Raw genomic sequence first — 26,082 nt, 5'->3', positions numbered from 1 at the left:
TTATCTGTATGATCTTTAATTACAAGTTTTTATGGATGACAGGGCTAAAAAAGCTAAGGTGTTGTCATAGTTTTTCTAATAATCGAAGAGGTGGAATTATGTCAGAAGTTCAAAGATTATCAAAAGTCACTAGTTTAACTGGCTCAATTAACATTCCAGGTGATAAATCTATTTCACACCGAGCTGTTATGTTCGGAGCTATTGCTAACGGAAAAACCGAAATTACAAACTTTCTAATGGGTGCAGATTGCCTAAGTACGGTTTCTTGTTTTAAGAAAATGGGTGTATCAATTGATGTATCAAAAGACCTTGTTACAGTCGAAGGAAAGGGGCTGGATGGTTTACAAGAACCATCTGATATTTTAGATGTTGGTAACTCTGGAACAACAACTAGATTAATGATGGGGATTTTAGCAGGGACTCCGTTTCATTCATGTATTATAGGGGATGAATCAATTGCTAAAAGACCAATGTCGAGAGTAACAAAACCTCTATCAATGATGGGTGCAAACATTGATGGAAGAGAAAATGGTCAATATACTCCTATTTCAATTAGGGGTGGTAGCCTAAAAGGTATTCAATTTGAGTCTCCTGTTGCGAGTGCACAAGTTAAATCTGCCATTCTTTTAGCAGGATTAAACACAGACGGTGAAGAAACAACGGTAACTGAACCACATAAATCAAGAGATCATACGGAAAGGATGTTACGAGCTTTCGGAGTTGATGTAAAGGAAGATGAAAGATCTGCAACCGTTCGTGGTGGACAAACTTTACAAGCAACGAATATTTTTGTACCAGGTGATATTTCTTCAGCGGCATTTTTCCTAGTAGCTGGTGCAATTGTTCCGAACAGTGAAATTCTTTTGAAGAACGTTGGAATCAATCCTACAAGAACAGGTATTCTAGATGTTTTAGAAATGATGGGGGCTACAATGGAAATCATTCCAAGCACAGAAGAAACGTTTGAGCCTGTAGCTGATATTAAAATAAAAACATCTTCTCTAAAGGGAACTACCATTAGTGGTGATTTAATTCCAAAATTAATAGACGAAATTCCTGTTATCGCCTTGTTAGCAACTCAAGCTGAGGGAGAAACGATTATTAAGGATGCAAGTGAGCTTAAAGTTAAAGAAACAAATCGCATTGATACAGTTGTAGGTGAGTTGACAAAAATAGGAGCTACAATAAAAGCTACTGACGATGGAATGATAATTACTGGCAAAACAAACTTACAGGGAAATGCAACAGTTTCAAGTCATGGTGACCACCGAATTGGTATGATGCTTGCAATTGCGTCTTGTATAACGGAAGAGCCGATTGAACTATTAAATGCAGAGTCAATCGACGTTTCTTATCCTAACTTTTTTGATCATTTAACTGGTTTAAGTAAATAAGGAAATGAGATTGCTTTTTATTACAAAGGCAATCTCTTTTTTTTGGCTCAATAAAAATCTGACATTGGTTTTTAGGTTTTTAGTGGAGGTGCCCGTACTCCTCAGACCAAGCTGTTGAAACCTTCTCTTTTTTTTAGTTTATAATCTTTCTTACTATCCTTTTAAGGCGTTTTCATCAAGTTAAAACAATGTGAATAAATGCTTATTTTTCATCATAGCTTGTCTTAAGGAGATGGAAGGAGGGACGCCTTATCGTGTGTTATATCATGGACAAAGTAAAGTTGTTGAAAAACGATTCTATTGAAAAAACATCTTTGTTAATCAATCAAGACAAAATTGAGTTTATGCGTCATTCTATGGATAACATAAAGTTTGTAAGGATGGATTTAAGTTCTTATTTGTTAACCCCTGGCTATGTTATGCTGGATTTTTCTCTTCATTCACTACTTCCATTTAAAGAATTCAAACGTACATTTATGCGGTACTTAGCAAAAGGCTGCACAACTCTTCTCACAGTGGTAGATATTGATTATGAAAAGGAATTGTTGTCAAAATTAAAGCAAAGAAGGCATCTTATGATTAACTCGCCAATCGATTACTATATTGGAGTTAAGCTTTCATTAAAAACTCTTTCCCCATCACTTATTAGAAAGTGTAAACAACAAAGTATATCCATTATTTTTGTTGAACTGGGCAAAGGTGATAAGCTAGATTTAAAGTCATGGGGTTGGATAAGAGATGCTATGTTTTCAAATCCAATAACGCTTATCCCTTATATAGCGGATGAGGAATTAACGACTTATAAAAAACAAAAACTGTTGCAGGAATGGGCAAAACAAATGAAAGAAAATCGCCTTTCATCCACGGATACCTGTTTAGAGCCTGGGGTGCCCCTTTCTAAGAATGTTTTGATGAGATTGGGAGTATATCCTGAGAAAGGTGATATTCGCGTAGGCGGACAGCTCAATTATAATCTGTATCTATTAGATGAAATGAACGATCATCCTAATGGGAAGCCAATGTTAAATCATGAACTGAATTCTCCAGCATTTACATCACATCATGGCAAGATCATAAATGTTAATGGTGACATCACCTTCCAACCTGGCACCGGGGAAGAATGTTTTATCCCGATCTCAGGTCGTTTTATACCACAAACTGCTTCCTTTTGATGTATGATAAAGATTGAGTATATAAAATAAATAAACCATTGTTAGAAGAGAAAGGAAAATGTATGTTTAACCAAGTATTAAACGAAGCAATAAATCTTGTAAATAAGGGTCAAACTGAAGAAGGATTAAACTTATTAGAAAATATAACACCTACTCTGCATGATGAGGAAAAACTGCATTTAGCTGATCAATATTATCAATGGGGGATTGTCGACCGTGCACATGAAATGGTTGAAGAACTTCATTTCCTTTATCCCGAGGAAACACAAGTAACCTTGTTTTTAGCTGAACTAAAAATAGATTTAGAAAAAGAAGAAGAAGCCATTGATTTACTTAACACGATCACGAACGATAATGAGTCATATCCACAGGCACTTCTTCTACTGGCAGACTTGTATCAAATGCAAGGGCTAGCAGAAGTAAGTGAACAAAAGCTAAAAGAAGCTAAACTGTTATTACCCCAGGAACCTATTCTTGATTTTGCTCTTGGAGAACTTTATTTTCATCAAGGCAAGTACAAGCAAGCAATTCCTTATTTCGAAATGCTTGTAAACGAACATAATACAGTTTCGGGCGTTATTATTCATCAAAGGTTGGCAGAGTGTTTAAGCGCAAATGGGGAATTTGAGGATGCCATGGAGCATTATAAGGAAGCAATAGACATACAGGAAGATGCAGATACTCTTTTTGGATATGGCTTTACAGCTTTTCAAGGAGGGTTTTACAAAACTGCTATTCAACAATTCCTTGCACTAAAAGAAGCCGATCCATATTATACATCTTTATATTTATACTTAGCGAAAGCTTATGAGCATGAAGAATTATTACAAGAAAGCTTAGAAACTGTACAAGAAGGAATAAAGGTAGATGAGTATAATAAAGACCTTTTCTTATATGGAGGAAAAGTAGCCATAAAATCTGGTCAAATGGAAGAGGCTGAACGATTATTACGTGAATCTCTTGCTATCGATCCTGGACATATTGAGGCTGCAATTACACTGTCACATATTTTTCTTCAAGACGAAAGATATGATGATGTAATTGACCTTATAAATGAAAGTAAACGATATGGAGAAGAAGACCCACAGTTTGAATGGAATTTAGCACGAGCTTTCCATCAAAAAGAAGAGTATACACAGGCATTAAACCATTATCAACTTGCATATAATTTTTTCAAGGAACAACGAGATTTTTTACAGGAATATGGGTACTTCCTATTAGAAGAAGGTTTAAGAGAAAAAGCGAAGATTATTTTTAAGGAATTGTTAAAGCAAGATCCTTCAAATGTCGAATACGGTGAGATTTTGCTACAATTAGAAGATGAGTTTTAATGGAAATGAGAAGGATTTTATTTTTATTTTGTGGAATTATCAAAGTAAGAATAATCTGAACTGCAGAGGAGGGAATTGTATGGTGGCCCCTGTATCTGTCCATGAAAAGAAAGACTTCATCAGGTGGTTTTTAAACCATTATCAACTAAAGAGAAGAGAATGTGTGTGGATCTTAAATTATTTAATGAGTCATGACACTCTTATGGAAAAAGTACATTTTGTTGAGCAAGCTCAATATTGTCCAAGAGGAATTATTATGTCAACTCACTGTGTTGAAGAAGTTCCATTTCGCTTTTACAAAGAGAATGTCATGACAACTGATGCAGAAAAATCGTTTCATGATATTCGATTAAATAAAGAGGAAGAGCTTTTTATTCAGCTGAATTTCAGATCTTCTTACCAATCACCACAATATGCAGCGGTTCTTGAGTCAAATCCTTATATGCCTGAGCATTTAAATGAAAATGAAAAAGACCGGGAAATTGCAGAAAAAGTTCTTGAACATTCTATTCAGAGCTTTCAAAAAGAAAAGCTTCTAAAATTAATTGATGAGGCTTTGGATCGACAAGACAAAGAGAGCTTTCAAAAGTTAACTCATCAATTAAATCAATTAAACAGCAAGTAGTTTGTACAAATACAGGCCCTCTCTAGAAGAGGGTTTTTTTCTTGAGCTAATTCAATATTTAACAATTTATTATATAAGCATTATAATATGTACATAGTAAAAGAATATTGTAGGGAGTTGAATGAATTGAAGTGGAATTCAAGTGATGTAGATTTATATAATCAATCAAAAGAGTATATTGATACGGCCATTATTCCTTTAATATCAGTTTCAGTAGATTCAGATTTTAAACACACCGTATCTAAGGGAGAATTTATTAGTCTTGTTAGTACTGAATTAGAGAGACAATTAAAAGGCAGAGTGTTTCTCTTTCCTAGTTTTTCATATCTGCAAAACGCATCTACCGTTGCTGATGACTTATCGAAGTGGGCAGAGGAGTTACAAAAGGAATTTAAACATGTCATTTTCCTAACTAGCGATGAAAAATTAAAAGATAGCGGAGGGGCCGATCAAAATGGACAACTTATTTGGCTCCCTTCTATGCCGTTGGAACATATGGATGATCAGTTAAAAAGGAAGCTCTTACAAGACCAAATCGAACAAATTTTGAACATTTTATTACAATCTTGGAATAAATCATAAAAACCTTTTCATTTCCAGGATTAGAAATCAGGATTTTATTGACCTCATGAGAAGATTGATATATCATGAGTATGTCCTAGTTTTATATGTTATTTCCGTATGTCCGTACCGGACAGAGCTTAAGATAGAGGGGGGAAAATGATGAGCGAGAAAAAACATCGAGTTTCTAGACGTCAATTCTTAAACTACACGCTTACTGGTGTAGGCGGTTTCATGGCTGCAGGTATGCTTATGCCAATGGTTCGCTTCGCACTTGACCCTGTGCTCCGACCAGCAGAGGAAACAGACCTAGTTCAAGTTGTAAAGGTTGACGAAATAACGGAAGAACCTCAACGCTTTGACTTTAAAATCAAACAAAAAGATGCTTGGTACGAATCAGAAGAAACAAAATCAGCTTGGGTTTTTAAAGAAGGTGACAAAATTACGGCTTTATCACCAATCTGTAAGCATTTAGGCTGTACCGTCGGTTGGAACAATGATCCTTCAAATCCGAACAAATTTTTCTGTCCGTGTCACTACGGGCTATATGAAAAAGATGGCACAAATGTTCCAGGAACACCGCCTCTTGCACCACTTGATGTCTACGTATCTGAAGTAAAAGATGGCTATTTATTCTTAGGTAAAGCAAAACCACGAGGGGAGGCGTAATCAATTGCTTAACAAAATTTATGATTGGGTTGACGAACGTTTAGATATTACGCCTATGTGGCGCGATATTGCTGACCATGAAGTTCCTGAACACGTAAACCCTGCACACCACTTTTCTGCCTTTGTATATTGCTTCGGCGGATTAACATTCTTTGTTACAGTTATCCAAGTTTTATCTGGTATGTTCCTAACAATGTACTATGTTCCGGATATTAAAAATGCTTGGGAATCTGTATTCTATTTACAAAACGAAGTAGCATTCGGACAAATTGTACGTGGTATGCATCACTGGGGAGCTAGTCTTGTTATCGTTATGATGTTCCTACATACACTACGTGTCTTTTTCCAAGGTGCTTATAAAAAACCACGTGAATTAAACTGGGTAGTAGGCGTACTTATCTTCTTTGTTATGCTTGGTCTTGGTTTAACAGGTTATTTATTACCTTGGGATATGAAAGCTCTATTTGCAACAAAAGTTACACTGCAAATTGCAGAATCAGTACCACTTATCGGACCAACGGTTAAGACATTGCTTTCTGGACATCCGGAAATTGTAGGTGCTCAAACACTTACTCGTTTCTTTGCAATCCACGTCTTTTTCTTACCGGCTGCTCTATTTGGTTTAATGGCAGCACACTTTGTAATGATACGTAAACAAGGTATTTCTGGTCCTCTATAAGATTTACTGATTAGAATCTTTTTGTAACGTTAACGGGAAACCACCTTAGTAAGGAGGGGAAATCATGCATCGCGGAAAAGGTATGAAATTTGTTGGTGACTCTCGTATTTCAGCTGAGAGAAAACCAAACATTCCGAAGGATTATTCTGAATATCCTGGGAAAACAGAGGCATTCTGGCCAAACTTCCTTCTTAAGGAGTGGTTAGTAGGTGCTGTTTTCTTAATCGGTTTTTTATGTTTAACAGTAGCGCATCCATCACCACTTGAGCGTGTTGCAGATCCTACTGATTCAGGTTATATTCCATTACCAGACTGGTACTTCTTATTCTTATACCAATTATTAAAATACTCTTTTGCATCTGGTCCATACACAGTTATTGGGGCAATTGTTATTCCAGGACTTGCTTTTGGTGGATTAATGCTGGCACCATTTTTAGATCGTGGTCCTGAGCGTCGTCCTGCAAAGCGTCCTGTTGCAGTAGGTATGATGATTCTTGGTATTGCAGCAACGTTTTTCCTTACTTGGGAATCTGTTGTTACACATGACTGGGAAGCAGCAGCTGAACAAGGGAAAATTAAAGCTGAAGCAGAAATTGATAAAGAATCTGAAGGATATGCTATTTACCAAGAGCAAGGCTGTATTTCATGTCATGGTGATAATCTAGAAGGTGGAGCTGCAGGTAAGGCTCTTGTTGATAACGGATTAGAACCGGATGCTATAGCTGATATTGCTAAAAATGGTCAAGGTAGCATGCCTGCTGGAGTCTTTAAAGGTACTGACGAAGAATTAAAAGTATTATCAGAATTTATTTCTGGTGTTACATCTAAGTAAAAAGCTGACTTATGTCAGCTTTTTTTGTTGAGAGCTTTATTGTGTTATATTATTAAAAAAACGATCTATACTAGCTATCGAAATCTAATAAGTCTGGTGTGTGAAAAATGAAATGGTTTCAATATTTATTAGGTCAAAAGCCGATTATTTTCATAATGGTACTTATTAATTTTTTCGGGACAGTTTATGGATATTATTGGTATAGGTATCAATTAGCAGATACTCCTGCCCATTTCTACATATTCGTTCCGGATAGTCCAACAGCAAGCCTATTCTTTTTAATCGTTGTGGCAGCTTTTATAATGAAGAAAAATCTACCCTTGATTGAAGCCTTGGCTATTGTTACATTATTTAAATATGGTATCTGGGCTGTTATTATGAACCTTCTTGTTCTGATAGTAAATGGCTCACTTCCGTGGGAAGGATATATGTTAATTGCTTCTCACTTTGGTATGGCAATTCAAGGTTTACTTTATGCTCCATACTATCGTTTTAAAGCTTGGCACTTAATTGTTGCCGCGATATGGACTTTACATAATGATGTAATTGATTATGTGTTTGGGATGATGCCACGGTACAGCACGTTAATGGATTATATCAATCAAATTGGTTATATGACATTCTGGCTAAGTTTAATTTCTATTTTCCTAGGCTATTATTTTGTTATAAGAAAAACTTCAAGAAAACTTCAATTGTAAGGAGTAATACTCATATAGCCAGGCTAAGACTGTAGACAAACTTCGATACAACATCGGAGCTTGTCTAGAGTCTTTTTATTTTGGTTTGAGGAAGGTTGGCTGTTGATTTCGTTCTAGGCGCTTCGTTGTCCGTGGGGATGGCGGTGAGTCCTCAAAAAAAATCATCAAACTAGCAATAATCAATAACTAGGGTTTATAAAAACAAGTAAAAAATAGGTCTATCCTTGTCCACACTGTCATACGATTTTTAATAGAAGTTCTAGGGGGGACAAGGATGAAGAAATTATTACTCACTATTATTATTGGTATGTTGCTGTTTCATATAAAACCAGCATTTGCAGCGGAAACATATGATTGGAAGTCTTTAAATAAAATTTCCGATACGGCCCTACAACTAGCTAAGCAAGAGCGCTTTGAAGAGTCTGCCCAATTACTTAATTATTTTACTGTTAAATTCGAAGAAATACCTATTGATCGAAATGTTATTTCTTTAGACCATTACCGTACCATAACTAATACACAAAAAACGGCTCAAGATCTATTGTTAAACGAAAAAGTAAGTACGATTGAGAAAGTCAGATCATTAACCAAATTTCGTTTAGTAGTTGATGCGATGGTTTCAGAGCATCAACCATTATGGGGTTCAATGGAAACATCAATCATGGAAACTTTTTCACAAATGAAAAGTGATGTTGAACAAGGTGATAAGGAGTCATTTCAACATGATTTTAACGAGTTCTTATCTCTTTATGAGGTAATTTATCCAAGCATCCAAGTTGATCTAGACTTTCAACGAATTAAGCGTATGGATGCCCATATATCGGTAGTTGAGGATCGGTTATTTCATGAAATACCAGTTACAAGTAGGGTGAAGCAACTCACTGTAATGGAGGAAGAGTTAAAAGCTATTTTTGATAGAGTGAAAGAAGATGAAGCAGATCCGTCCTTACTTTGGGTTATGATATCAACAGGAAGTGTCATTTTATTAGCCCTATCATATTCTGGCTGGAAAAAGTACCGAGGTGAGAAAGCGAAGCAACCAAAACGTGAAAAAGAGAAGCAATAAAAAAAGAAGAGCGTAGGAGTTTCTACGCTCTTCTTGTCTATTAAATCTATCTTGAAATCGGCTTTTTATTTTCATCTAATGTAAATCCTTCACCTAAAACATCATGAACATCACTTACGGCGACAAAGGCATGAGGATCAACGGAAGTAATAACATTTTTTAATCGGACAATTTCGTTTTTGCCTACAACACAATAAAGAACATTTCGATCTTGCTTTGAGAAAGAACCTTGTCCTTTCAATATTGTTACCCCACGATCCATTTCCTTCATAATTCTAGAAGAAATTTCGTCAGGGTAATTTGAGATAATTGTAGCACCTTTTGCAGCATATGCTCCTTCTTGCATAAAATCTATTACACGTGCACCTACAAATACAGCCACAAGTGTGTACATTGCCTCCTTATAAGATAGATAAGCAATCCAGGAAATGGTGATTACACAAAGGTCAAATAAAAACATTGTTTTACCCATACTCCATCCTATATAACGATGAGCTAATCTGGCAATGATATCTACTCCACCAGTTGTTCCTCCATACCGAAATATCGTACCTAAACCAATACCAAGGGAAACTCCAGCAAATAGGGCCGCAAGAGTTAAATCGTCATTTAAAGGCATATTAATTTGAAAGCGTTGAAAAATCCATAAAAAAACGGACAAACTGACTGTTCCGATAACCGTGTAGATAAAAGATGTTTTACCTAAAACACGCCAACCTATAATAAATAATGGTATATTTAGAATTAAGTTAGAAATGGATGGATCAAAATTAAATAGAAAGTAAAGCAAAAGTGTAATCCCTGTAAATCCACCTTCTGCTAAATTGTTTTGAATATTAAAATGAACAAGACCAAATCCAAAAATACCCGAACCAATTAGTATAAAAATAATATTCTTTAATCTTAAATCATGTAACATGTTTCACCTCTATAATTCATTCTTAGCGTTAATATTATAGTTGATAGAATGTCAAGGTGCAAATTTTGATAAAAACGTGACGAAATAATTGTAAATTTATTTTGTATTAGCTAACATTGAATAGTAAAGATGAGGTGAATAAAATGGAACATAAAACAATGAAGGTCCTTCAAAAGGATGTTGACGATTACATTGGTCAATTTAAAGAAGGATATTTTTCACCATTAGCCATGATGGCTCGGATTACAGAAGAAGTAGGTGAACTTGCTAGGGAAATTAACCATAATTATGGTGAAAAACCTAAAAAGACAACCGAGGAAGAGAAAAAGATCGAAGAGGAAATCGGAGATGTTTTGTTTGTTCTTATTTGTCTAGCAAATTCATTAAATATAGATTTAGAAGAAGCTCATGATATGGTGATGAACAAATTCAATACTAGAGATAAAAATCGATGGACAAGAAAAGAAAAATAAAGGAGATTTAAATATGTCAGAAATAAAAATTGTTATTGCAGGTGCTCGTGGGAGAATGGGGAGCGAGGCTGTAAAACTTGTTGAAGAAACTGAACATTTTCAGCTAGTGGGTGTTGTGGACCATAAGTATGAAGGTATGAGACTTAGTGAGCTTGAAGGTTTCAATGCTGATGTACCAATTTATACAGACATTGATAAATGCTTTTTTGAGACAAACCCCGATGTACTCATTGATTTGACAACACCTGAGATTGGGAAAGTACATACAAAAAAAGCATTACAGAATGGTGTTAGACCAGTTGTAGGTACGACAGGTTTTTCTGAAAATGATCTAAATGAACTACAACAATTAACAGAAGAAAAAGGGATAGGTGCAATTATAGCTCCTAATTTTGCCATTGGAGCTATTTTGATGATGAAATTTTCACAGATTGCGGCAAAATATTTTCTAGATGTTGAAATTATTGAACAACATCATGATCAAAAGTTAGATGCTCCTTCCGGGACAGGCATCAAAACTGCAGAAATGATCTCAGCTGTACGTCAGGAGAAGCAACAAGGACATCCAGATGAAAAGGAAATTCTTGCAGGAGCTCGTGGAGCTAATTTAAATGGTATTCGTCTACATAGCGTTCGTCTTCCAGGATTAATTGCCCATCAAGAGGTTTTATTTGGAGGGGACGGACAAACGCTGAAAATTCGTCATGACTCATATAATCGGGCTTCATTTATGTCTGGTGTAAAATTAGCAGTTGAAAATGTGATGAAAATCGATCTGCTAGTGTATGGACTAGAAAATATTATTGAGTAAAAGGGGAAATATAAATGAAAATTGCGCTAATTGCTCACGATAAAAAGAAAACAGATCTTGTACAATTTGTTATGGCATATCAACCGATTTTTAAAGATCATGAATTGTTTGCAACAGGTACTACAGGTCTCCGCATTCAGGAGGCTACTGGTTTATCTATTCACCGTTTTCAGTCTGGTCCGCTTGGAGGAGATCAGGAAATTGGTGCATTAATTGCAAAAAATGAAATGGATATGGTTATTTTCTTTCGAGATCCTTTAACTGCACAACCTCATGAGCCGGATATTACAGCACTAATTCGTCTTTGTGATGTATATTCGATTCCACTAGCAACAAATATGGGGACAGCCGAAATATTAGTACGAGGTTTAGATCGTGGGGATTTTCAATGGCGTAATGTCATTCATGATAAAAAGTAATTCAAATAACCGGAATGATTTGAAAAATAATCATTCCTTTAGATATGAATAGGGAGAAGAAAATGAGTAATAGACTAGATATTCTTGCAATTGGTGCTCATCCTGATGATGTCGAGATAGGTATGGGTGGTACAATTGCTAAGTATGCCAAAGCTGGCTTAAAAATTGGAATCTGTGATCTGACTAAAGCGGAATTATCTTCCAATGGTACTATAGCCATTCGCCAAGAAGAAGCAAAAAGAGCTGGAGATATTATCGGACTATCAGAGAGAATTCAGTTGTCACTTCCTGATAGGGGTTTATATATGCTGGATTCCTCTATTAAAGAGATTGTAACGATTATTAGAAAATATGAGCCAAAAGTTGTTTTTGCCCCATATTTTGATGATCGTCACCCGGACCATGCACATTGCTCTAGGCTAGTTGAAGAGGCGGTTTTTTCAGCGGGAATTAAAAATTATCAAGATCTTTTAGGACAGTCGTCTCATCGAGTAAAGAATCTCTATTTTTATATGATCAATGGATTTCATAAACCAGATTTTGTTATTAACATATCAGAAACAATTGAACAAAAAATAGAAAGCTTAAAAGCATATTCCAGTCAGTTTGAAAAAGCTCAAGGTTCAACAGAAACACCCCTTACAAATGGCTATATAGAAGCTGTTGAAAGTAGAGAAAGATTATATGGAAAAGAGGTTGGTGTAATGTACGCAGAAGGATTTATGACGAAAAAACCAATCTTGCTTTCAAAGGATTTAATAGGTGATAACGAATGAAACAAAAATTAAAAATAGGAATTACTTGTTACCCTTCTGTTGGAGGCTCTGGAGTTGTTGCTACCGAGCTTGGAAAGCTCTTAGCTGAAAGAGGTCATGAAATTCACTTTATCACCTCAAGCTTACCATTTCGGTTAAATAAGGTGTATTGCAATATCACGTTTCACGAGGTGGAAGTAAATCAATATTCGGTATTTAAATACCCTCCATACGACTTAGCGCTGGCAAGTAAAATGGCTGAAGTTGCAAACCGTGAAGATCTCGATATATTACATGTGCATTATGCAATACCACATGCAATTTGTGCTTACTTAGCTAAGCAAATGGTTAAAAAAGATTTGAAAATAGTTACTACACTTCATGGTACAGATATTACTGTATTAGGCTATGATCAATCGCTTGCAGATATGATTCGCTTTGGAATTGAGTCATCAGACAGAGTGACAGCTGTATCTAATGCACTCGTTCAACAAACCTATGAACTACTTCAACCTAAGAAAGAAATAGAAACAGTGTACAACTTTATCGATGATCGTGTTTATTATAAGAAGGATGCCGCTTATCTAAAGGAAGAGTATGGGATCCTAGAGGAAGAGAAAGTCATTATTCATGTTTCAAACTTCAGAAAGGTGAAGCGTGTTCAAGATGTGATTTATTCTTTCCAGAAAATCCAAAGAAAAGTAAAAGCAAAGCTTCTTCTTGTTGGTGATGGCCCAGAAATGTCTTTTGTAAGTAGGCTAGTGAGGGAATTGGGGTTATCTGGAGAAGTTCTTTTCTTGGGAAAACAAGATAGCTTGGAAGACTTATATTCAATTAGTGATCTTATCTTATTACTTTCTGAAAAGGAAAGCTTTGGTTTGGTTTTACTTGAAGCAATGGCATGTGGTGTTCCTAGTATTGGAACAAATGCTGGAGGAATTCCTGAAGTGATTAAAGAAGGCGAAACAGGATACATCTGTGAAGTAGGTGACATTGATACAGTTGCTTTTCATGCTATACATCTTTTATCAAATAGTGAACTACATAAGTCTATGTCAGAAAACGCAAAGAATAGTGCCACACAATTATTTCATTCAGATAAGATTGTTTCACAATACGAATCAATTTACTATGAACTATTAAATGAAGGTGTAAAAAGTGGAGACCCCATTTTATGAAGCAAAACCCATACTAGAAAAATTACATAACTCAGACTTTGAGGCATTTTATGTTGGTGGAGCTGTTCGTGATTACTTGCTAAAAAGACAAATTGGAGATATTGACATTGCAACCTCAGCTAAACCTGATGAAATCAAACAAATTTTCTCTAAAACGGTTGATGTTGGGGCAGAACATGGAACGATTATCGTGCTACATAATAATAAATCATTTGAGGTCACTACTTATAGAGCTGAAACAGGCTATGATGATTTTCGTAGACCAAAATCTGTTTCATTTATATCTTCATTAAAAGAAGATTTAAGACGCAGGGATTTTACCATCAACGCGATGGCAATGGATATTGAGGGCACTATTTATGACTATTTTGATGGAAGGCAGCACTTAAAAGAAAAAGTAATTATGACCGTTGATTCTCCGTCAGAAAGATTTTCAGAAGACGCACTTCGAATGCTTAGAGCAGTTCGTTTTGTTAGTCAATTGGGGTTCACCTTATGTCCAGAGACAAAAGAAGCCTTAAAAGAGCTTGTTCATCTATTAAATGCAATCTCAGTAGAAAGAAAAACAGTAGAAATTGAAAAGCTTTTTCAAGGTGCTTATTATAAAGCTGCCATTCAGACACTAATTGATTGTCAGGTGAATAACTATTTGCCTGGTATGGCTGAAAAAGAGCATCAGTTAGAAATTTTAGCATCTTTTCAGTTAGACCTTCTTACGACAAGAGAAGACTTATGGACAATGATTACATATAAGGTCGAACCTCCCTCAGTAGAGAAATACTTAAGAAAATGGAAACTCCCGGTTAAGCTGATCAAGATAGTTGAAAAAAATATAAGATTTCTAATGTTACTTCAACAAGAGAAATCATGGACAAGCTTATTATTGTATGAAGCTGGATCTGACTGTGCACTTTCTGTTGAACGTATTCGCTCTGTTATAGATGACCCGAATATGGTAAACGAAAATATTAATGCTGTCAAAGACTCACTCCATAGGCTGCCTATTCATAATAAGAGTCAATTAGATATTACAGGACATGAATTAATTAAAATCATGAAAAAGAAACCAGGTCCTTGGGTAGCAAAACTTATTTCAGAAATAGAAAAAGAAATTATACTAGATAAATTAGAAAATGAAAGGTCAGCAATAAAGGAGTGGGTATTAAAGTGCAATCAGAACTTCGAACAAAATTACTAGAAGCCTTTTCAAATGCAGAGGGAGAATTCGTATCTGGTCAAAAAATAAGTGAATATATTGGTTGTTCAAGAACAGCTGTTTGGAAACATATAGAAGAGTTAAGAAAAGATGGATATGAGTTAGAAGCTGTAAGGCGCTTAGGATATCGCATCACAAAAAAACCGAACAAAATAAGTAGCAATGAAATTCAAATTGGATTAAAGACAAAAACATTAGGGCGTCACGTTCATTTTGAAGAAACTGTTACATCAACACAGAAGATTGCTCAAACATTGGCAGGTAATGGAGCTCCGGAAGGGACTATTGTTGTTGCTGATCAACAAACAAATGGAAGAGGCCGTATGGCTAGAGAATGGTATTCTCCAAGTGGTACAGGTATTTGGATGAGTTTGATTATTAGACCAAACATTCCTGTTCATTCTACCCCGCAACTAACTCTTTTAACAGCTGTAGCTATCGTTCAAGCAATTGAAGAACTAACTCCAGTTAAGCCGGATATTAAATGGCCTAATGATATATTAATTAACGGGAAAAAGGTTGTGGGGATTTTAACTGAGCTGCAAGCGGAGGCAGATCAAGTTCACTCCGTAATTATTGGAACGGGTATTAATGTGAATCAAAAGGTTGAAGACTTTCCTGAGGAACTACAGCAAATTGCCACATCAATAGGAATTGAAACAGGAAAGCATTGGGAAAGAGCTCTATTTATTCAAACGATATTATTGAAATTTGAAGGGCTATATTCGTTATACCTTTCACAGGGCTTTCTTCCAATTAAACTGTTGTGGGAGGGCTATGCCATTAGTTTGAATAAGAAAATGGTGGCTAGAACTCTTAATGGATCAGTAGAAGGAAAGGCAATTGGTATTGATCATAACGGCGTTCTACTAATTGAGACTAGCGATGGAAGTATTAAAGAAATTTATTCAGCTGATATTGAGTTGAAATAATGGGTGACTGTGTGATTTGCTATGATAGATAACGATAGTAATTAGTAAAATTTTCTGCTATACTTTTTTTGGGTAGTATCTTATGAACTACACCTTGTGATAAAGAAAAGTTTGTTGAAGACCTTTATTAATGTAAATAGTAATAATAAGGTCAAATGAAATTTTTGAAAATTATCTGCCTTGATCCAAGAAGGACTAGGACAGAGGGATGAAACCGAACGAATAGTCTACAATCCTTCTATCTTTGTCGATAAGAAGGATTTTTTATGTTTAATGATTGAGGTAAGCAATCATGATAAATTTAAAATCGGATAATTCATTCTCTCTCCTACCATGCTTTTCTCATTATGAACTACCCATTTATCATAAGTAATCCAATGTTGTTCCTATACAAGAATGGATTTACATGCTAAATCTGGAGGGGAAATTATGAAAACAAGACAAGATTTTATGAAAATGAAAGAAAAAAGTGAACCAATCACAATGCTGACAGCTTACGATTTTCCAAGTGCCAAACAAGCCGAGATCGCCGGAGTTGATATGATTCTTGTTGGGGATTCATTAGGAATGGTTGTGTTAGGGTATGACTCCACAATACCTGTTACTGTTAACGATATGATTCATCATACGAAAGCAGTAAAACGAGGAGCAAAAGACACATTTGTCGTAACAGATATGCCGTTTATGTCTTATCACCTTTCTAAAGACGAATCTTTAAAAAATGCTGTAAGAATTATGCAGGAAGGTGGAGCAGATGCTGTTAAGGTGGAGGGTGCAGATGGTGTTACTCCTATAATTGAAGCGCTTACTTTTGGTGGAATACCAGTTGTTGCTCATCTTGGGTTGACACCTCAGTCAGTTAATGTATTAGGTGGATACAAAGTACAAGGAAAAGATGCAGAGGCAGCTCGAAAGCTAATTGAAGATGCTAAAAAATGTCAAGCTGCAGGGGCAATAGCTCTAGTTTTAGAATGTGTTCCACAGCAGTTAGCGCTTGAGATAACAAGGTTACTTTCAATACCAACAATTGGTATTGGTGCAGGCCGTCAAACTGACGGTCAAGTGTTAGTTTATCATGATTTAGTAGGTTACGGTTCAGGTTATGTTCCGAAATTTGTAAAACAGTATGCCTCTATAGCAGAAACAACAATATCTGCAATTTCGCAATATGTTGCAGAAGTGAAAAGTAGAAGCTTTCCAGAGGAGAAACACTCCTTTAACATGAAGGAGGAAGAGCTACACAGCTTATATGGAGGATTAAAGAAATGAACATTGTTAGTACAATCCAGGAACTAAGAAAAGAAATTCGTTCATTTAAACAAGAAAACCTAACAATCGGGTTTGTACCAACAATGGGTTATCTACACGAAGGTCACTTAAAGCTTTTAGAAGAAGCAAGAAAAGAGAATGATGTTGTCGTATTAAGTATATTTGTTAATCCTCTTCAATTTGGCCCAAATGAAGATTTTGATTCGTACCCAAGAAATGCAGAAAGAGATCAGAAACTAGCAGAGCAGGCAGGGGTTGATCTTATATTTACTCCGCCTGTGAATGAGATGTATCCAGATGAACCTGCATATACAGTCATTGTTAAAAAAAGGATAGATGTATTATGTGGAAGATCAAGAAAAGGACACTTTGATGGAGTTGCAACAGTCCTAACGAAATTATTTAATATGGTTCAACCTGACAGGGCTTATTTTGGAATGAAGGATGCCCAACAAGTAGCGGTTATTGACGGGTTAATTAGTGAATTTAATTTTCCAATGGATTTAGTGGCAGTTCCAACAATAAGGGAAGAAGACGGATTAGCAAAAAGCTCACGAAATGTTAACTTAAATGATCGTGAAAGAAAAGAAGCAACAGCTTTATATAAAAGCTTAAGCCAAGCAAAGGACTTCATCCTAACTGGGGAACGAAATAAACAAAAAGTAATAGACCTTGTTTCCGCCATCATTACAACTAATACATCAGGAACGATTGATTATGTTGAAATTCTGAGCTATCCAAAATTAGAGGAAATTGAGGTGCTTCATGGAAAGATCATCCTTGCTGTCGCTGTGAAGTTTACAAATGCAAGACTAATTGATAATATAACGATTGAAGTTTAATTGCATGAAAAAATAGCTCAGTTAGAGTGTTAAAAATAAAGATATATAGATGAAAAGAGGGAGAGCCAAATGTTTCGTACAATGTTGAATGCTAAAATACATCGTGCTCGTGTAACAGAGGCTAATTTGAATTACGTTGGTAGTATTACTATAGACGAAGACATTATCGATGCTGTCGGTATGGTTGCAAATGAAAAAGTACAAATTGTTAATAATAACAACGGCGCACGATTTGAGACCTATATTATTCCGGGTAAAAGAGGCAGTGGGGTTGTATGTTTAAATGGTGCTGCTGCAAGGCTTGTTCAAGAAGGAGACGTAGTCATCATTCTTACTTATACAATGGTACAAGAAGAGAAACTATCTACTCACCAACCAAAAATTGCTATTATGGATGAAAATAATAAAATTGTAGAAATTTTAGGTCAAGAACCAGCTGCAACAATTTTATAATAAAACAAATAAGACCTGACTCAAAATGACTTTCAATATTTCCGCTTTTTCCATGAGAGGAGTCATTATAGAGTAGGTCTTTTTTATTTTCTTTTAAGTGAGTTAATTTCATAATTATGACTCTTAAATCAAAAAACGAACATTTTTCCTCACCTTGAACATGTTAATAAACAGTACACGGATAAAAACATTATTAGATGTGAAATTTATACGTTTTTTGGTAACAAATTATACATTTTGAAATTGATTCCAGTAACTCATACTTTTTGGAAAGTGTAAATATTGTAACATACACATCTTACTCTACGGAATAGTGTGAAAAAATGAATGGTATTAGCCTAGTATATTGTAAAGTTATTTAAAACTTACACGTATTGGGGTAAACTAATAGTCAGCAAAGAGTATGAATAAAACAGTTTTTCGTTTTTGAAATAAATTGAGGTGTTATTTATGAAAGAACAACGTTATGTTGTGATCGATATAGAAACAACTGGTAATTCACCCAAAAAAGGGGACAAAATCATTCAAGTTGCTGCTGTGACAATTGAGAATGGGGAAATTGTTGATCGATATATGAGCTTTGTTAATCCTATGCAAGAAATACCACCTTTTATTGAACAGCTAACAGGAATTTCAAATCATATGGTGGAAGATGCTCCTACGTTTGGTGAAATTGCCGAAGAACTACATAACATGTTAACGGATGCTTTTTTTGTCGCTCATAACGTCTATTTTGATTTGTCTTTTTTACAAGAGGAGTTTAAAAGTTATGGTTATTATTTTTCAGGGCCAATTCTAGATACAGTGGAATTAACGAGAATGGCTTTCCCGACTGAAAAAAGCTATAAATTATCCGATTTAAGTGACGAATTTAATATGCTTCATGTTAATCCACATCGAGCTGATAGTGATGCAGAAGCAACAGCTTTATTATTACTACATATTTTTAAAAAGTTAAATGACTTACCAATTATCACTCTACAACAGCTAATAAAACTGGCAGGCTCTTTTATAAGTGATGCAGAGGAAATACTTGAAGAATTACTATCTAAGAAACTTATAACGTTAAGGGAACAAGGAAATCCTGACGTAGAAATTGTTCGTACACTTGCAATCAAAAAGCAAAATGACACGATAGAGCCTGAGGGGAAAAGCGTTGAATTAGAGCCCGATACCATACTTAATATTTTTATGAATGGACGGGAAAGCATTACAAAAGTATTACCAACCTATCATGTACGATCAGGGCAGCTAAAAATGATGAATGAAGTGTTGGACGCATTTTCTACTCATCAGCACAGTATGATTGAAGCTGGTACCGGAAGTGGAAAAACAATTGGATATCTTGTACCAGCTTTAATACACTCAATAAAAGAGAAAAGACCGTTAATCGTCAGCACACATACGAATCATTTACAAACTCAAATACTTGAAAAAGAAATTCCTTTTTTACAGAAGGTTTTACCGTTTCCTTTTACAGCAACGATTTTAAAAGGGCAGCGCCATTATTTATGTTTGCAGAAGTTTGAACAATCACTAAAAGACTTAGATGATAATTATGACTTTATATTGGCGAAGGCCCAAATATTGATTTGGTTAACACAAACAGAAACTGGTGATGTAGACGAGTTAAACCTTCCATCTGGGGGAAGGACTTTATGGGAGAATCTCCATGTAGATAATTCTTCCTTTCATAATAACCCGTTTTCCTCGATATGTTTCTATCAAAAAGCAAGGAAAAAAGCATCAGAAGCGAATATTATCATAACTAATCATGCTATGCTTTTATCTGATGTTGAGAGAGAACAAAAAATCTTGCCTGATTATCAGGAAGTCATAGTTGATGAAGCACACCATTTTCAGCATGTTGCTACTGAACAACTTGGTATAAAATTACACTATTTAGAGCTTAACTACATGATGAACTCACTAGGTTTTTTGCATACAAATGGCCTTTTAAAGAAATTTATTCAATGTCAGCAAAAGTTTCATCTTGAAAGCTCTACTTTTTCACAAAAACTAGAGAAGATCTTAATGGAGCTACAAGAAGAAACACAACAATTTTTTTCAGGTCTTCACGCCTATGTTCTAAAAAGAAAAAAAGATTCCTTTTTAAATCGTACCTCCTATCGACTTCAATCTGAAAAAGAGAATAATCGAACATGGAACTCAATCCTAGAGTTGGCAAACAGAATTCAATTTATGATCCATGATCTTTTGAAGTTAATGGAAACAGAACTTGCAAAATTTGATAAAATTTCAACAAATGAATTATCGATTACAGAGAAGCTAACGATTGAAAACATGAGAAAAGTAATCGTAAAAATGAATGTGTATAAGAAAAATATTGAATTCTTATTTTTTGAGGAATATGATTCGATTGTTAAATGGATTGAAATTGAGTCAAAAGGTGCTAAAAATGCCGTTTATATTTACGCTCAACCTGTACAGGTTTCTGAATACTTAGCAGATAAGTTCTTTGCTCACGTACAAAGTGCAGTGCTTACTTCTGCCACTTTAACAGTAAAAAAATCTTTCTCCTATTTCATTCATAATATTGGACTAGCTGATTTTTTCCCGAAGCAGGTTGTATTAGATTCATCGTTTGACTATGAAAAACAAGTGAAATTGTTTGTACCAACTGATATGCCTGTAGTAAATGAGGTTTCTATCGAAGAATACTCAGAGGCGATTGCAGCACATATTGGGACCGTAGCTCAAATTTCAAATGGAAAAATGCTCGTTTTATTTACTTCTTATGAAATGTTGAGAAAAACGTATCAAATTGTTAAAGAAGATGTGACATTAGAGGATTTTGCCATAATGGGGCAAGGAACAGGAAGTGGAAGTAGATCTAGACTTACGAAAAATTTCAAACAATTTGATAAGGCCATTTTGTTGGGGACAAGCAGCTTTTGGGAAGGCGTTGATTTCCCAGGAGAAGACCTAAAGGCTCTTATGATTGTTCGACTTCCATTTGCTTCTCCGGATGACCCTATCGTGGCTGCCACAAGTGAATACATGGAAGAACAGGGTGCGAACTCATTTTACGATTATTCACTTCCAGAGGCTATCCTAAGATTTAAACAGGGGTTCGGGCGCTTAATTAGGCATGAAGATGATCGTGGTATTCTGTTTGTATTAGACAATCGCATTATTACGTCAAGATATGGAAAAGATTTTTTAGCGTCAATTCCATCTATCGATATAGTGTCAAAACCAATGCATCATCTTACACATTCTATTGATGATTGGATTAGTAACAAAAAGGGTGGCTGATTATACTGAATCAGCCACGAAGATTTGGTGTGAGCTAGGAGAAATTTATTTTCACGTTACTTAATGACACCTGTTATAATAAATCGTGGTTACAACAAATAGATGTTGTTGTAATGTTATTGTATCCAGACTAGGCAGACATATAAGTTACAATATTTGTTTTTAAGTGGGAGGAAAAAAGCTATGGAAAGTAAAATTGAAATTGTATCAACCGTAACTGTAGATCATTCTGATGATTTATATAAAATCGTTGACTTGCTGAACAGAACATTAAAAAGAGATGATTTAATGTTTGGTCTTGCTCTTGATCAGGAAGATAAATCAAAAGCAGTATTTACTATATACCGTACTTAGAAAGGGTTACGATATGGGTAGAAAAACTTGGACATTCATTGCCGTCTTCTCAATTTTGTTTATTGCAGCTGTATGGATTTTTACAGCAACATATCAGGCTGCAAGAGAACAATACACGAATGGTCATGAGCAATCGAAGAAAATAGCTATGGAATCAGCAAATCTTTCGACTATAACGGAAATTAAGACTTTTAATAGTGATAAACAATATCATGTATTAACAGGAGAAAAAACAAAAAATGAGAGTGTATACGTCTGGGTGTACAAAAAGGATAAAGAAGATAAAATGTTAGTGAAAAAACAGTCTTCTGGAATTACAAAGGATGAAGCACTTAAAAAGGTTAATAAGGAATACAGCCCAGTAGAAATCATAAGTGTTCGGTTAGGTATGGATGAAGAAATACCTATTTGGGAAGTGAAATACAAAGACAAATCTGATCGATATACATTTGATTATGTGAATTTTTATGATGGTGAAATTATTAAACATATGGCATTAAAAACAAAAACTTCATCTTAATAAAAAGGTGTAGAAATAATCGGAAAGTTTCGGCTTATTTTGGAAACATTGCGACCATATTATAAAAAACGTATAATTATATGATGAAGAAAATACATAAAAAGTAGACATCGCAGCTGATGGAGGGAATTTATACGTGAAAACAACAATTGCAGAAGTTGGAAAATATGTTGGACAAGAAGTAACAATAGGAGCATGGCTTTCAAATAAACGCTCAAGTGGAAAGATTGCTTTTCTTCAATTAAGAGATGGTACAGGCTTTATCCAAGGAGTTGTAGTAAAGGCTGAGGTTGCAGAAGAGGTTTTCCAAAATGCAAAGTCTATTACTCAAGAAACATCTCTTTATGTATCTGGAATCGTTAAGGTAGATGAACGTTCTCCCTTTGGTTATGAATTAGGGGTTACGAATATTCGCGTTATTTCTGAATCTGTTGATTATCCTATAACACCAAAAGAGCATGGAACTGAATTTTTAATGGATCACCGCCATTTATGGCTTCGTTCTAAACGTCAGCATGCAGTAATGAAAATTAGAAACGAAATCATTAGATCAACATATGAGTTTTTTAATAAAGAAGGTTTTGTTAAAGTTGATCCGCCAATTTTAACTGGAAGTGCACCGGAAGGAACATCTGAATTATTTCATACAAAATACTTTGATGAGGATGCCTATTTATCTCAAAGTGGCCAATTATACATGGAAGCAGCAGCTATGGCGTTAGGGAAGGTATTTTCGTTTGGTCCTACGTTCCGAGCAGAAAAGTCAAAAACACGCCGCCATCTTATAGAATTTTGGATGATTGAGCCTGAAATGGCTTTTTATGAATTTGAAGATAATCTTCAAGTACAAGAATCGTATGTATCATATATTACCCAAAGTGTCTTAGAAAATTGTTCACTTGAACTAACTACATTAGGTAGAGATACATCTAAATTAGAAAAAATAAAGGCGCCTTTCCCAAGAATTACGTATGATGATGCAATCAAGTTTCTTCAAGATAAAGGATTTACAGATATTAAATGGGGAGACGATTTTGGTGCTCCACATGAAACAGCAATTGCAGAGAGCTTTGATAAACCTGTCTTTATTACACATTATCCAACAAGCTTAAAACCTTTTTATATGCAACCGGATCCTAGCCGAGAAGACGTTGTGCTCTGTGCTGATTTAATTGCACCAGAGGGCTATGGTGAGATCATTGGTGGTTCTGAGCGAATTCATGATGAGCAGTTGCTTAAACAACGTTTAGAAGAGCATCAATTGGATGAACAAGCTTATGAGTGGTATCTACAACTTAGAAAGTATGGTTCTGTACCACATTCTGGATTTGGCTTAGGACTTGAGAGAACGGTAGCATGGTTAAGTGGAGTTGAACATGTTCGTGAAACAATTCCGTTCCCTCGTTTATTGAACAGACTTTATCCATAAGAAGGTAAAAAAACTGACTCTGTTGAGTCGGTTTTTTTATTCTTATCCAACAGGTACAAAAACATAGTGTAAGTAGTTGATTCCCTTATATGGCAAAAACAACCGAAGTTATTTTATACAATGTAGTAGCTTGGCATGGTATACTACACTAAGGTAAGGGGTGTGAATATGAATAAAGAACAATTCATCTTTCTCCAAGAAGCAGGACATGTTTCCATTCCGGTTATGCTTTTTAATTATTATGCAAAATTGGGCTTAAATGAACTTGAATTTATGCTCATCCTACAAGTAAAAAAATATAAGGAGAACGGAAACCAATTTCCTACTCCAACTGAACTATCGCAGCATATGTCAATTTCAACATCTGAATGTACGTCTATTTTAAGAACATTAATACAAAAAGGCTTCTTAATGATTGAAGAGAGTGAACAAGACACAATTTTATTTGAATATTACTCGCTTAAACCACTATGGGATAAGTTATACACATATTTAAGTAATGAAAGCCAGAAAAAAACTCAGGAACAAAGCCAAAAAGAGGATGAGAGTTTATATACAACTTTCGAGAATGAATTCGGGCGACCACTATCACCATTTGAGTGTGAAACTCTAGCTATTTGGATTGATCAAGACGATTATGACCCTGTTATTATTAAAGCGGCATTAAGAGAATCTGTTATGTCAGGAAAATTGAACTTTAGATACATTGATCGGATTCTTTTTGAGTGGAAGAAGAACGGAATTCGTACAATTGAACAAGCAAGAAACTATGCTAAAAAGTTCCGTCAAAATCAGGCTACGCCATCAAAAACTCAAAGTAATCCAGAAAATTATCAAAGAAAAGTTCCTTTTTATAATTGGCTTGAGAGCTAAAAATTTAGCTCTTTTTTCTTATGTTCTAGTGTACTAATAAATAAAAAATGAATGTTAAATAGTAGGTGAGAAGATGTTAACAAAAGTTCAAATCCGTGAGTGTCTAGATACAATGACAGAGATGTTCCCTGATGCTCATTGTGAACTAATTCATGACAATCCTTTTGAATTAGTGATAGCTGTAGCATTATCTGCTCAATGTACGGATGCTTTAGTAAATAAAGTTACGAAAAATTTATTTCAAAAATATAAAAAACCTGAGGATTACTTAGCTGTCTCGCTGGAGGAATTACAGTCAGACATCAGGTCAATTGGATTATATCGAAATAAAGCTAAGAATATTCGTAAGCTTTGTGAAACATTGCTCGAACATTATAATGGAGAAGTTCCAAATGATCATACAGAGTTAACGAAGTTAGCTGGAGTTGGTAGAAAAACAGCAAATGTTGTAATGTCTGTTGCATTTGGTGTTCCTGCAATTGCTGTTGATACCCATGTAGAAAGGGTAAGTAAACGTCTTGGCATTTGCAGATGGAAGGATTCAGTATTAGAAGTAGAGAAGACCTTAATGAAAAAAGTTCCAAAAGAAGAATGGTCAGATACACACCATCGATTAATTTTCTTCGGAAGATACCATTGTAAAGCTCAATCTCCACAATGTGAAAGTTGTCCACTGCTTCACTTATGTAGAGAAGGGCAAAAAAGAATGAGAAATGGGAAGGCTAAACATGCCAAATAACATGTATATGATACCTGATGTTTTTCGAGGTAAGCCTTTTTTTCAAAACCAAACACATTTTTACGAGCTACAAAATGATACAAAGAAAACTTTACTACAAGAACCTTTTTATTTTGACATGCTTTCCATACAACAGTCACAGCATGTAGAGAATTTACCTTGGGATAATCCGGAAGAATTTGTTCCGGTTTTGCTTAATGTTTGGAAACAAATGATGTTAAAAGCTAAGGAAGGATTTATGAAACGAGATAGAAGTGATTCGCAAAAGAAATCACTTTTAAAATGTATATCGCTTTTTATTGTGGGTTTACATTGGGTGAATAGAAGATCAGTTCAAACGATTATAGTTAATTCAATGCGTATAAATACAATGCAATTTAAACCGGTAAATTGTGAGGAGAGACTTCAATTTATAGTAGATAACCCATTTCAATATCATGCCTTTGTCCAGTTAGAACAACTTTTTGAAGAACTTGAAAAATCCTTTTTTAAGGCACTTGCAATGAGTAAACTTTAGGAATTATTCGCGGTAAAACGGATAATTCCTTTTTATTATATAGAAAAGAACCGATCAAAATGAACGGTTCTTTTTTG

28 protein-coding genes are annotated in these 26,082 nt (G+C 35.1%); 27 read left to right on the top strand and 1 reads right to left on the bottom strand.

Annotated features, from left to right (window positions below; genetic code table 11):
• Positions 1-98: 98 nt before the first annotated feature.
• From aroA to ypjB, 10 genes are all read left to right on the top strand, one after another.
• A complete protein-coding gene (gene aroA, locus D9842_RS11065) occupies positions 99-1,394 on the top strand; it encodes a 3-phosphoshikimate 1-carboxyvinyltransferase (RefSeq protein WP_121662583.1) in 1,296 nt (431 codons plus the stop codon).
• A gap of 254 nt (positions 1,395-1,648) precedes the next feature.
• Positions 1,649-2,566, top strand: a complete 918-nt coding sequence (locus D9842_RS11060) for a hypothetical protein (RefSeq protein WP_162987405.1) — start codon at positions 1,649-1,651, stop codon at positions 2,564-2,566.
• Between the two features lie 62 nt (positions 2,567-2,628).
• The gene (locus D9842_RS11055; protein ID WP_121662581.1) at positions 2,629-3,897 is read left to right on the top strand and encodes a tetratricopeptide repeat protein; all 1,269 of its coding nucleotides are present in this window, start codon (positions 2,629-2,631) and stop codon (positions 3,895-3,897) included.
• Positions 3,898-3,976: 79 nt separating this feature from the next.
• On the top strand, positions 3,977-4,522 hold the full coding sequence (locus D9842_RS11050) for a ReoY family proteolytic degradation factor (protein WP_121662580.1): 546 nt from the start codon (positions 3,977-3,979) through the stop codon (positions 4,520-4,522).
• Between the two features lie 126 nt (positions 4,523-4,648).
• Positions 4,649-5,104 carry a YpiF family protein gene (locus D9842_RS11045; RefSeq protein ID WP_121662579.1) on the top strand — a complete coding sequence of 152 codons (456 nt, stop codon included), beginning with the start codon at positions 4,649-4,651 and terminating at the stop codon, positions 5,102-5,104.
• A 141-nt stretch (positions 5,105-5,245) separates the two neighbouring features.
• Positions 5,246-5,752 carry a Rieske (2Fe-2S) protein gene (locus D9842_RS11040; RefSeq protein ID WP_121662578.1) on the top strand — a complete coding sequence of 169 codons (507 nt, stop codon included), beginning with the start codon at positions 5,246-5,248 and terminating at the stop codon, positions 5,750-5,752.
• Positions 5,753-5,756: 4 nt separating this feature from the next.
• Positions 5,757-6,431 carry a menaquinol-cytochrome c reductase cytochrome b subunit gene (gene qcrB, locus D9842_RS11035; protein ID WP_072579407.1) on the top strand — a complete coding sequence of 225 codons (675 nt, stop codon included), beginning with the start codon at positions 5,757-5,759 and terminating at the stop codon, positions 6,429-6,431.
• 64 nt (positions 6,432-6,495) lie between these two features.
• On the top strand, positions 6,496-7,263 hold the full coding sequence (locus D9842_RS11030) for a menaquinol-cytochrome c reductase cytochrome b/c subunit (RefSeq protein WP_098796136.1): 768 nt from the start codon (positions 6,496-6,498) through the stop codon (positions 7,261-7,263).
• Between the two features lie 107 nt (positions 7,264-7,370).
• Positions 7,371-7,961: a lipoprotein heptaprenylglyceryl N-acetyltransferase LhaT gene (locus tag D9842_RS11025; protein WP_121662577.1), complete on the top strand. Its 591-nt coding sequence runs from the start codon at positions 7,371-7,373 to the stop codon at positions 7,959-7,961.
• Positions 7,962-8,235: 274 nt separating this feature from the next.
• Positions 8,236-9,027, top strand: a complete 792-nt coding sequence (ypjB, locus tag D9842_RS11020) for a sporulation protein YpjB (RefSeq protein WP_121662576.1) — start codon at positions 8,236-8,238, stop codon at positions 9,025-9,027.
• 46 nt (positions 9,028-9,073) lie between these two features.
• On the opposite strand, the gene D9842_RS11015 is transcribed toward ypjB, so the two are convergent.
• On the bottom strand, positions 9,074-9,946 hold the full coding sequence (locus D9842_RS11015) for a YitT family protein (protein ID WP_121662575.1): 873 nt from the start codon (positions 9,944-9,946) through the stop codon (positions 9,074-9,076).
• A 143-nt stretch (positions 9,947-10,089) separates the two neighbouring features.
• On the opposite strand from D9842_RS11015, the gene D9842_RS11010 reads away from it, so the two are divergent.
• From D9842_RS11010 to D9842_RS10930, 17 genes are all read left to right on the top strand, one after another.
• The gene (locus tag D9842_RS11010; RefSeq protein ID WP_121662574.1) at positions 10,090-10,419 is read left to right on the top strand and encodes a nucleotide pyrophosphohydrolase; all 330 of its coding nucleotides are present in this window, start codon (positions 10,090-10,092) and stop codon (positions 10,417-10,419) included.
• A gap of 13 nt (positions 10,420-10,432) precedes the next feature.
• Entirely contained in the window at positions 10,433-11,230 is a 798-nt protein-coding gene (dapB, locus tag D9842_RS11005) for a 4-hydroxy-tetrahydrodipicolinate reductase (protein ID WP_121662573.1), read from the top strand.
• 14 nt (positions 11,231-11,244) lie between these two features.
• A complete protein-coding gene (gene mgsA / locus D9842_RS11000; protein ID WP_121662572.1) occupies positions 11,245-11,649 on the top strand; it encodes a methylglyoxal synthase in 405 nt (134 codons plus the stop codon).
• A gap of 62 nt (positions 11,650-11,711) precedes the next feature.
• The gene (bshB1, locus tag D9842_RS10995) at positions 11,712-12,425 is read left to right on the top strand and encodes a bacillithiol biosynthesis deacetylase BshB1 (RefSeq protein ID WP_121662571.1); all 714 of its coding nucleotides are present in this window, start codon (positions 11,712-11,714) and stop codon (positions 12,423-12,425) included.
• Entirely contained in the window at positions 12,422-13,582 is a 1,161-nt protein-coding gene (bshA, locus tag D9842_RS10990) for an N-acetyl-alpha-D-glucosaminyl L-malate synthase BshA (protein WP_121662570.1), read from the top strand. The genes bshB1 and bshA overlap by 4 nt, the downstream gene beginning before the upstream one ends.
• Positions 13,563-14,780 carry a CCA tRNA nucleotidyltransferase gene (locus tag D9842_RS10985; protein ID WP_121662569.1) on the top strand — a complete coding sequence of 406 codons (1,218 nt, stop codon included), beginning with the start codon at positions 13,563-13,565 and terminating at the stop codon, positions 14,778-14,780. The genes bshA and D9842_RS10985 overlap by 20 nt, the downstream gene beginning before the upstream one ends.
• Positions 14,750-15,730, top strand: a complete 981-nt coding sequence (locus D9842_RS10980; protein WP_121662568.1) for a biotin--[acetyl-CoA-carboxylase] ligase — start codon at positions 14,750-14,752, stop codon at positions 15,728-15,730. The genes D9842_RS10985 and D9842_RS10980 overlap by 31 nt, the downstream gene beginning before the upstream one ends.
• Positions 15,731-16,159: 429 nt before the next feature.
• Positions 16,160-16,999: a 3-methyl-2-oxobutanoate hydroxymethyltransferase gene (gene panB / locus D9842_RS10975; protein WP_121662567.1), complete on the top strand. Its 840-nt coding sequence runs from the start codon at positions 16,160-16,162 to the stop codon at positions 16,997-16,999.
• Complete coding sequence (gene panC / locus D9842_RS10970) at positions 16,996-17,841, top strand: pantoate--beta-alanine ligase (RefSeq protein ID WP_121662566.1); 846 nt, start codon at positions 16,996-16,998, stop codon at positions 17,839-17,841. Before panB ends, panC begins: the two co-directional genes overlap by 4 nt.
• 69 nt (positions 17,842-17,910) lie before the next feature.
• Positions 17,911-18,294 (top strand): aspartate 1-decarboxylase, encoded by a 384-nt coding sequence (panD, locus tag D9842_RS10965; protein ID WP_121662565.1) that lies wholly within the window; start codon positions 17,911-17,913, stop codon positions 18,292-18,294.
• Positions 18,295-18,744: 450 nt separating this feature from the next.
• The gene (gene dinG, locus D9842_RS10960) at positions 18,745-21,573 is read left to right on the top strand and encodes an ATP-dependent DNA helicase DinG (protein WP_121662564.1); all 2,829 of its coding nucleotides are present in this window, start codon (positions 18,745-18,747) and stop codon (positions 21,571-21,573) included.
• A 183-nt stretch (positions 21,574-21,756) separates the two neighbouring features.
• Positions 21,757-21,927 carry a YpmA family protein gene (locus D9842_RS10955; RefSeq protein WP_121662563.1) on the top strand — a complete coding sequence of 57 codons (171 nt, stop codon included), beginning with the start codon at positions 21,757-21,759 and terminating at the stop codon, positions 21,925-21,927.
• A 13-nt stretch (positions 21,928-21,940) separates the two neighbouring features.
• Positions 21,941-22,447 carry a cell wall elongation regulator TseB-like domain-containing protein gene (locus D9842_RS10950; protein ID WP_121662562.1) on the top strand — a complete coding sequence of 169 codons (507 nt, stop codon included), beginning with the start codon at positions 21,941-21,943 and terminating at the stop codon, positions 22,445-22,447.
• A gap of 136 nt (positions 22,448-22,583) precedes the next feature.
• Complete coding sequence (gene asnS / locus D9842_RS10945; protein ID WP_121662561.1) at positions 22,584-23,876, top strand: asparagine--tRNA ligase; 1,293 nt, start codon at positions 22,584-22,586, stop codon at positions 23,874-23,876.
• Positions 23,877-24,044: 168 nt separating this feature from the next.
• Complete coding sequence (locus D9842_RS10940; protein ID WP_121662560.1) at positions 24,045-24,749, top strand: DnaD domain-containing protein; 705 nt, start codon at positions 24,045-24,047, stop codon at positions 24,747-24,749.
• Positions 24,750-24,822: 73 nt separating this feature from the next.
• Entirely contained in the window at positions 24,823-25,488 is a 666-nt protein-coding gene (gene nth, locus D9842_RS10935) for an endonuclease III (RefSeq protein ID WP_121662559.1), read from the top strand.
• Complete coding sequence (locus tag D9842_RS10930; protein WP_121662558.1) at positions 25,478-26,005, top strand: YpoC family protein; 528 nt, start codon at positions 25,478-25,480, stop codon at positions 26,003-26,005. The genes nth and D9842_RS10930 overlap by 11 nt, the downstream gene beginning before the upstream one ends.
• The last annotated feature ends 77 nt before the right edge of the window (positions 26,006-26,082 follow it).

This window comes from Metabacillus litoralis, from assembly GCF_003667825.1.
Classification (GTDB): Bacteria; Bacillota; Bacilli; order Bacillales; family Bacillaceae; genus Metabacillus; species Metabacillus litoralis_B.
The sequence above is the reverse complement of the archived record's forward strand: the minus strand, read 5'-3'. Positions and strand labels throughout refer to the sequence as shown.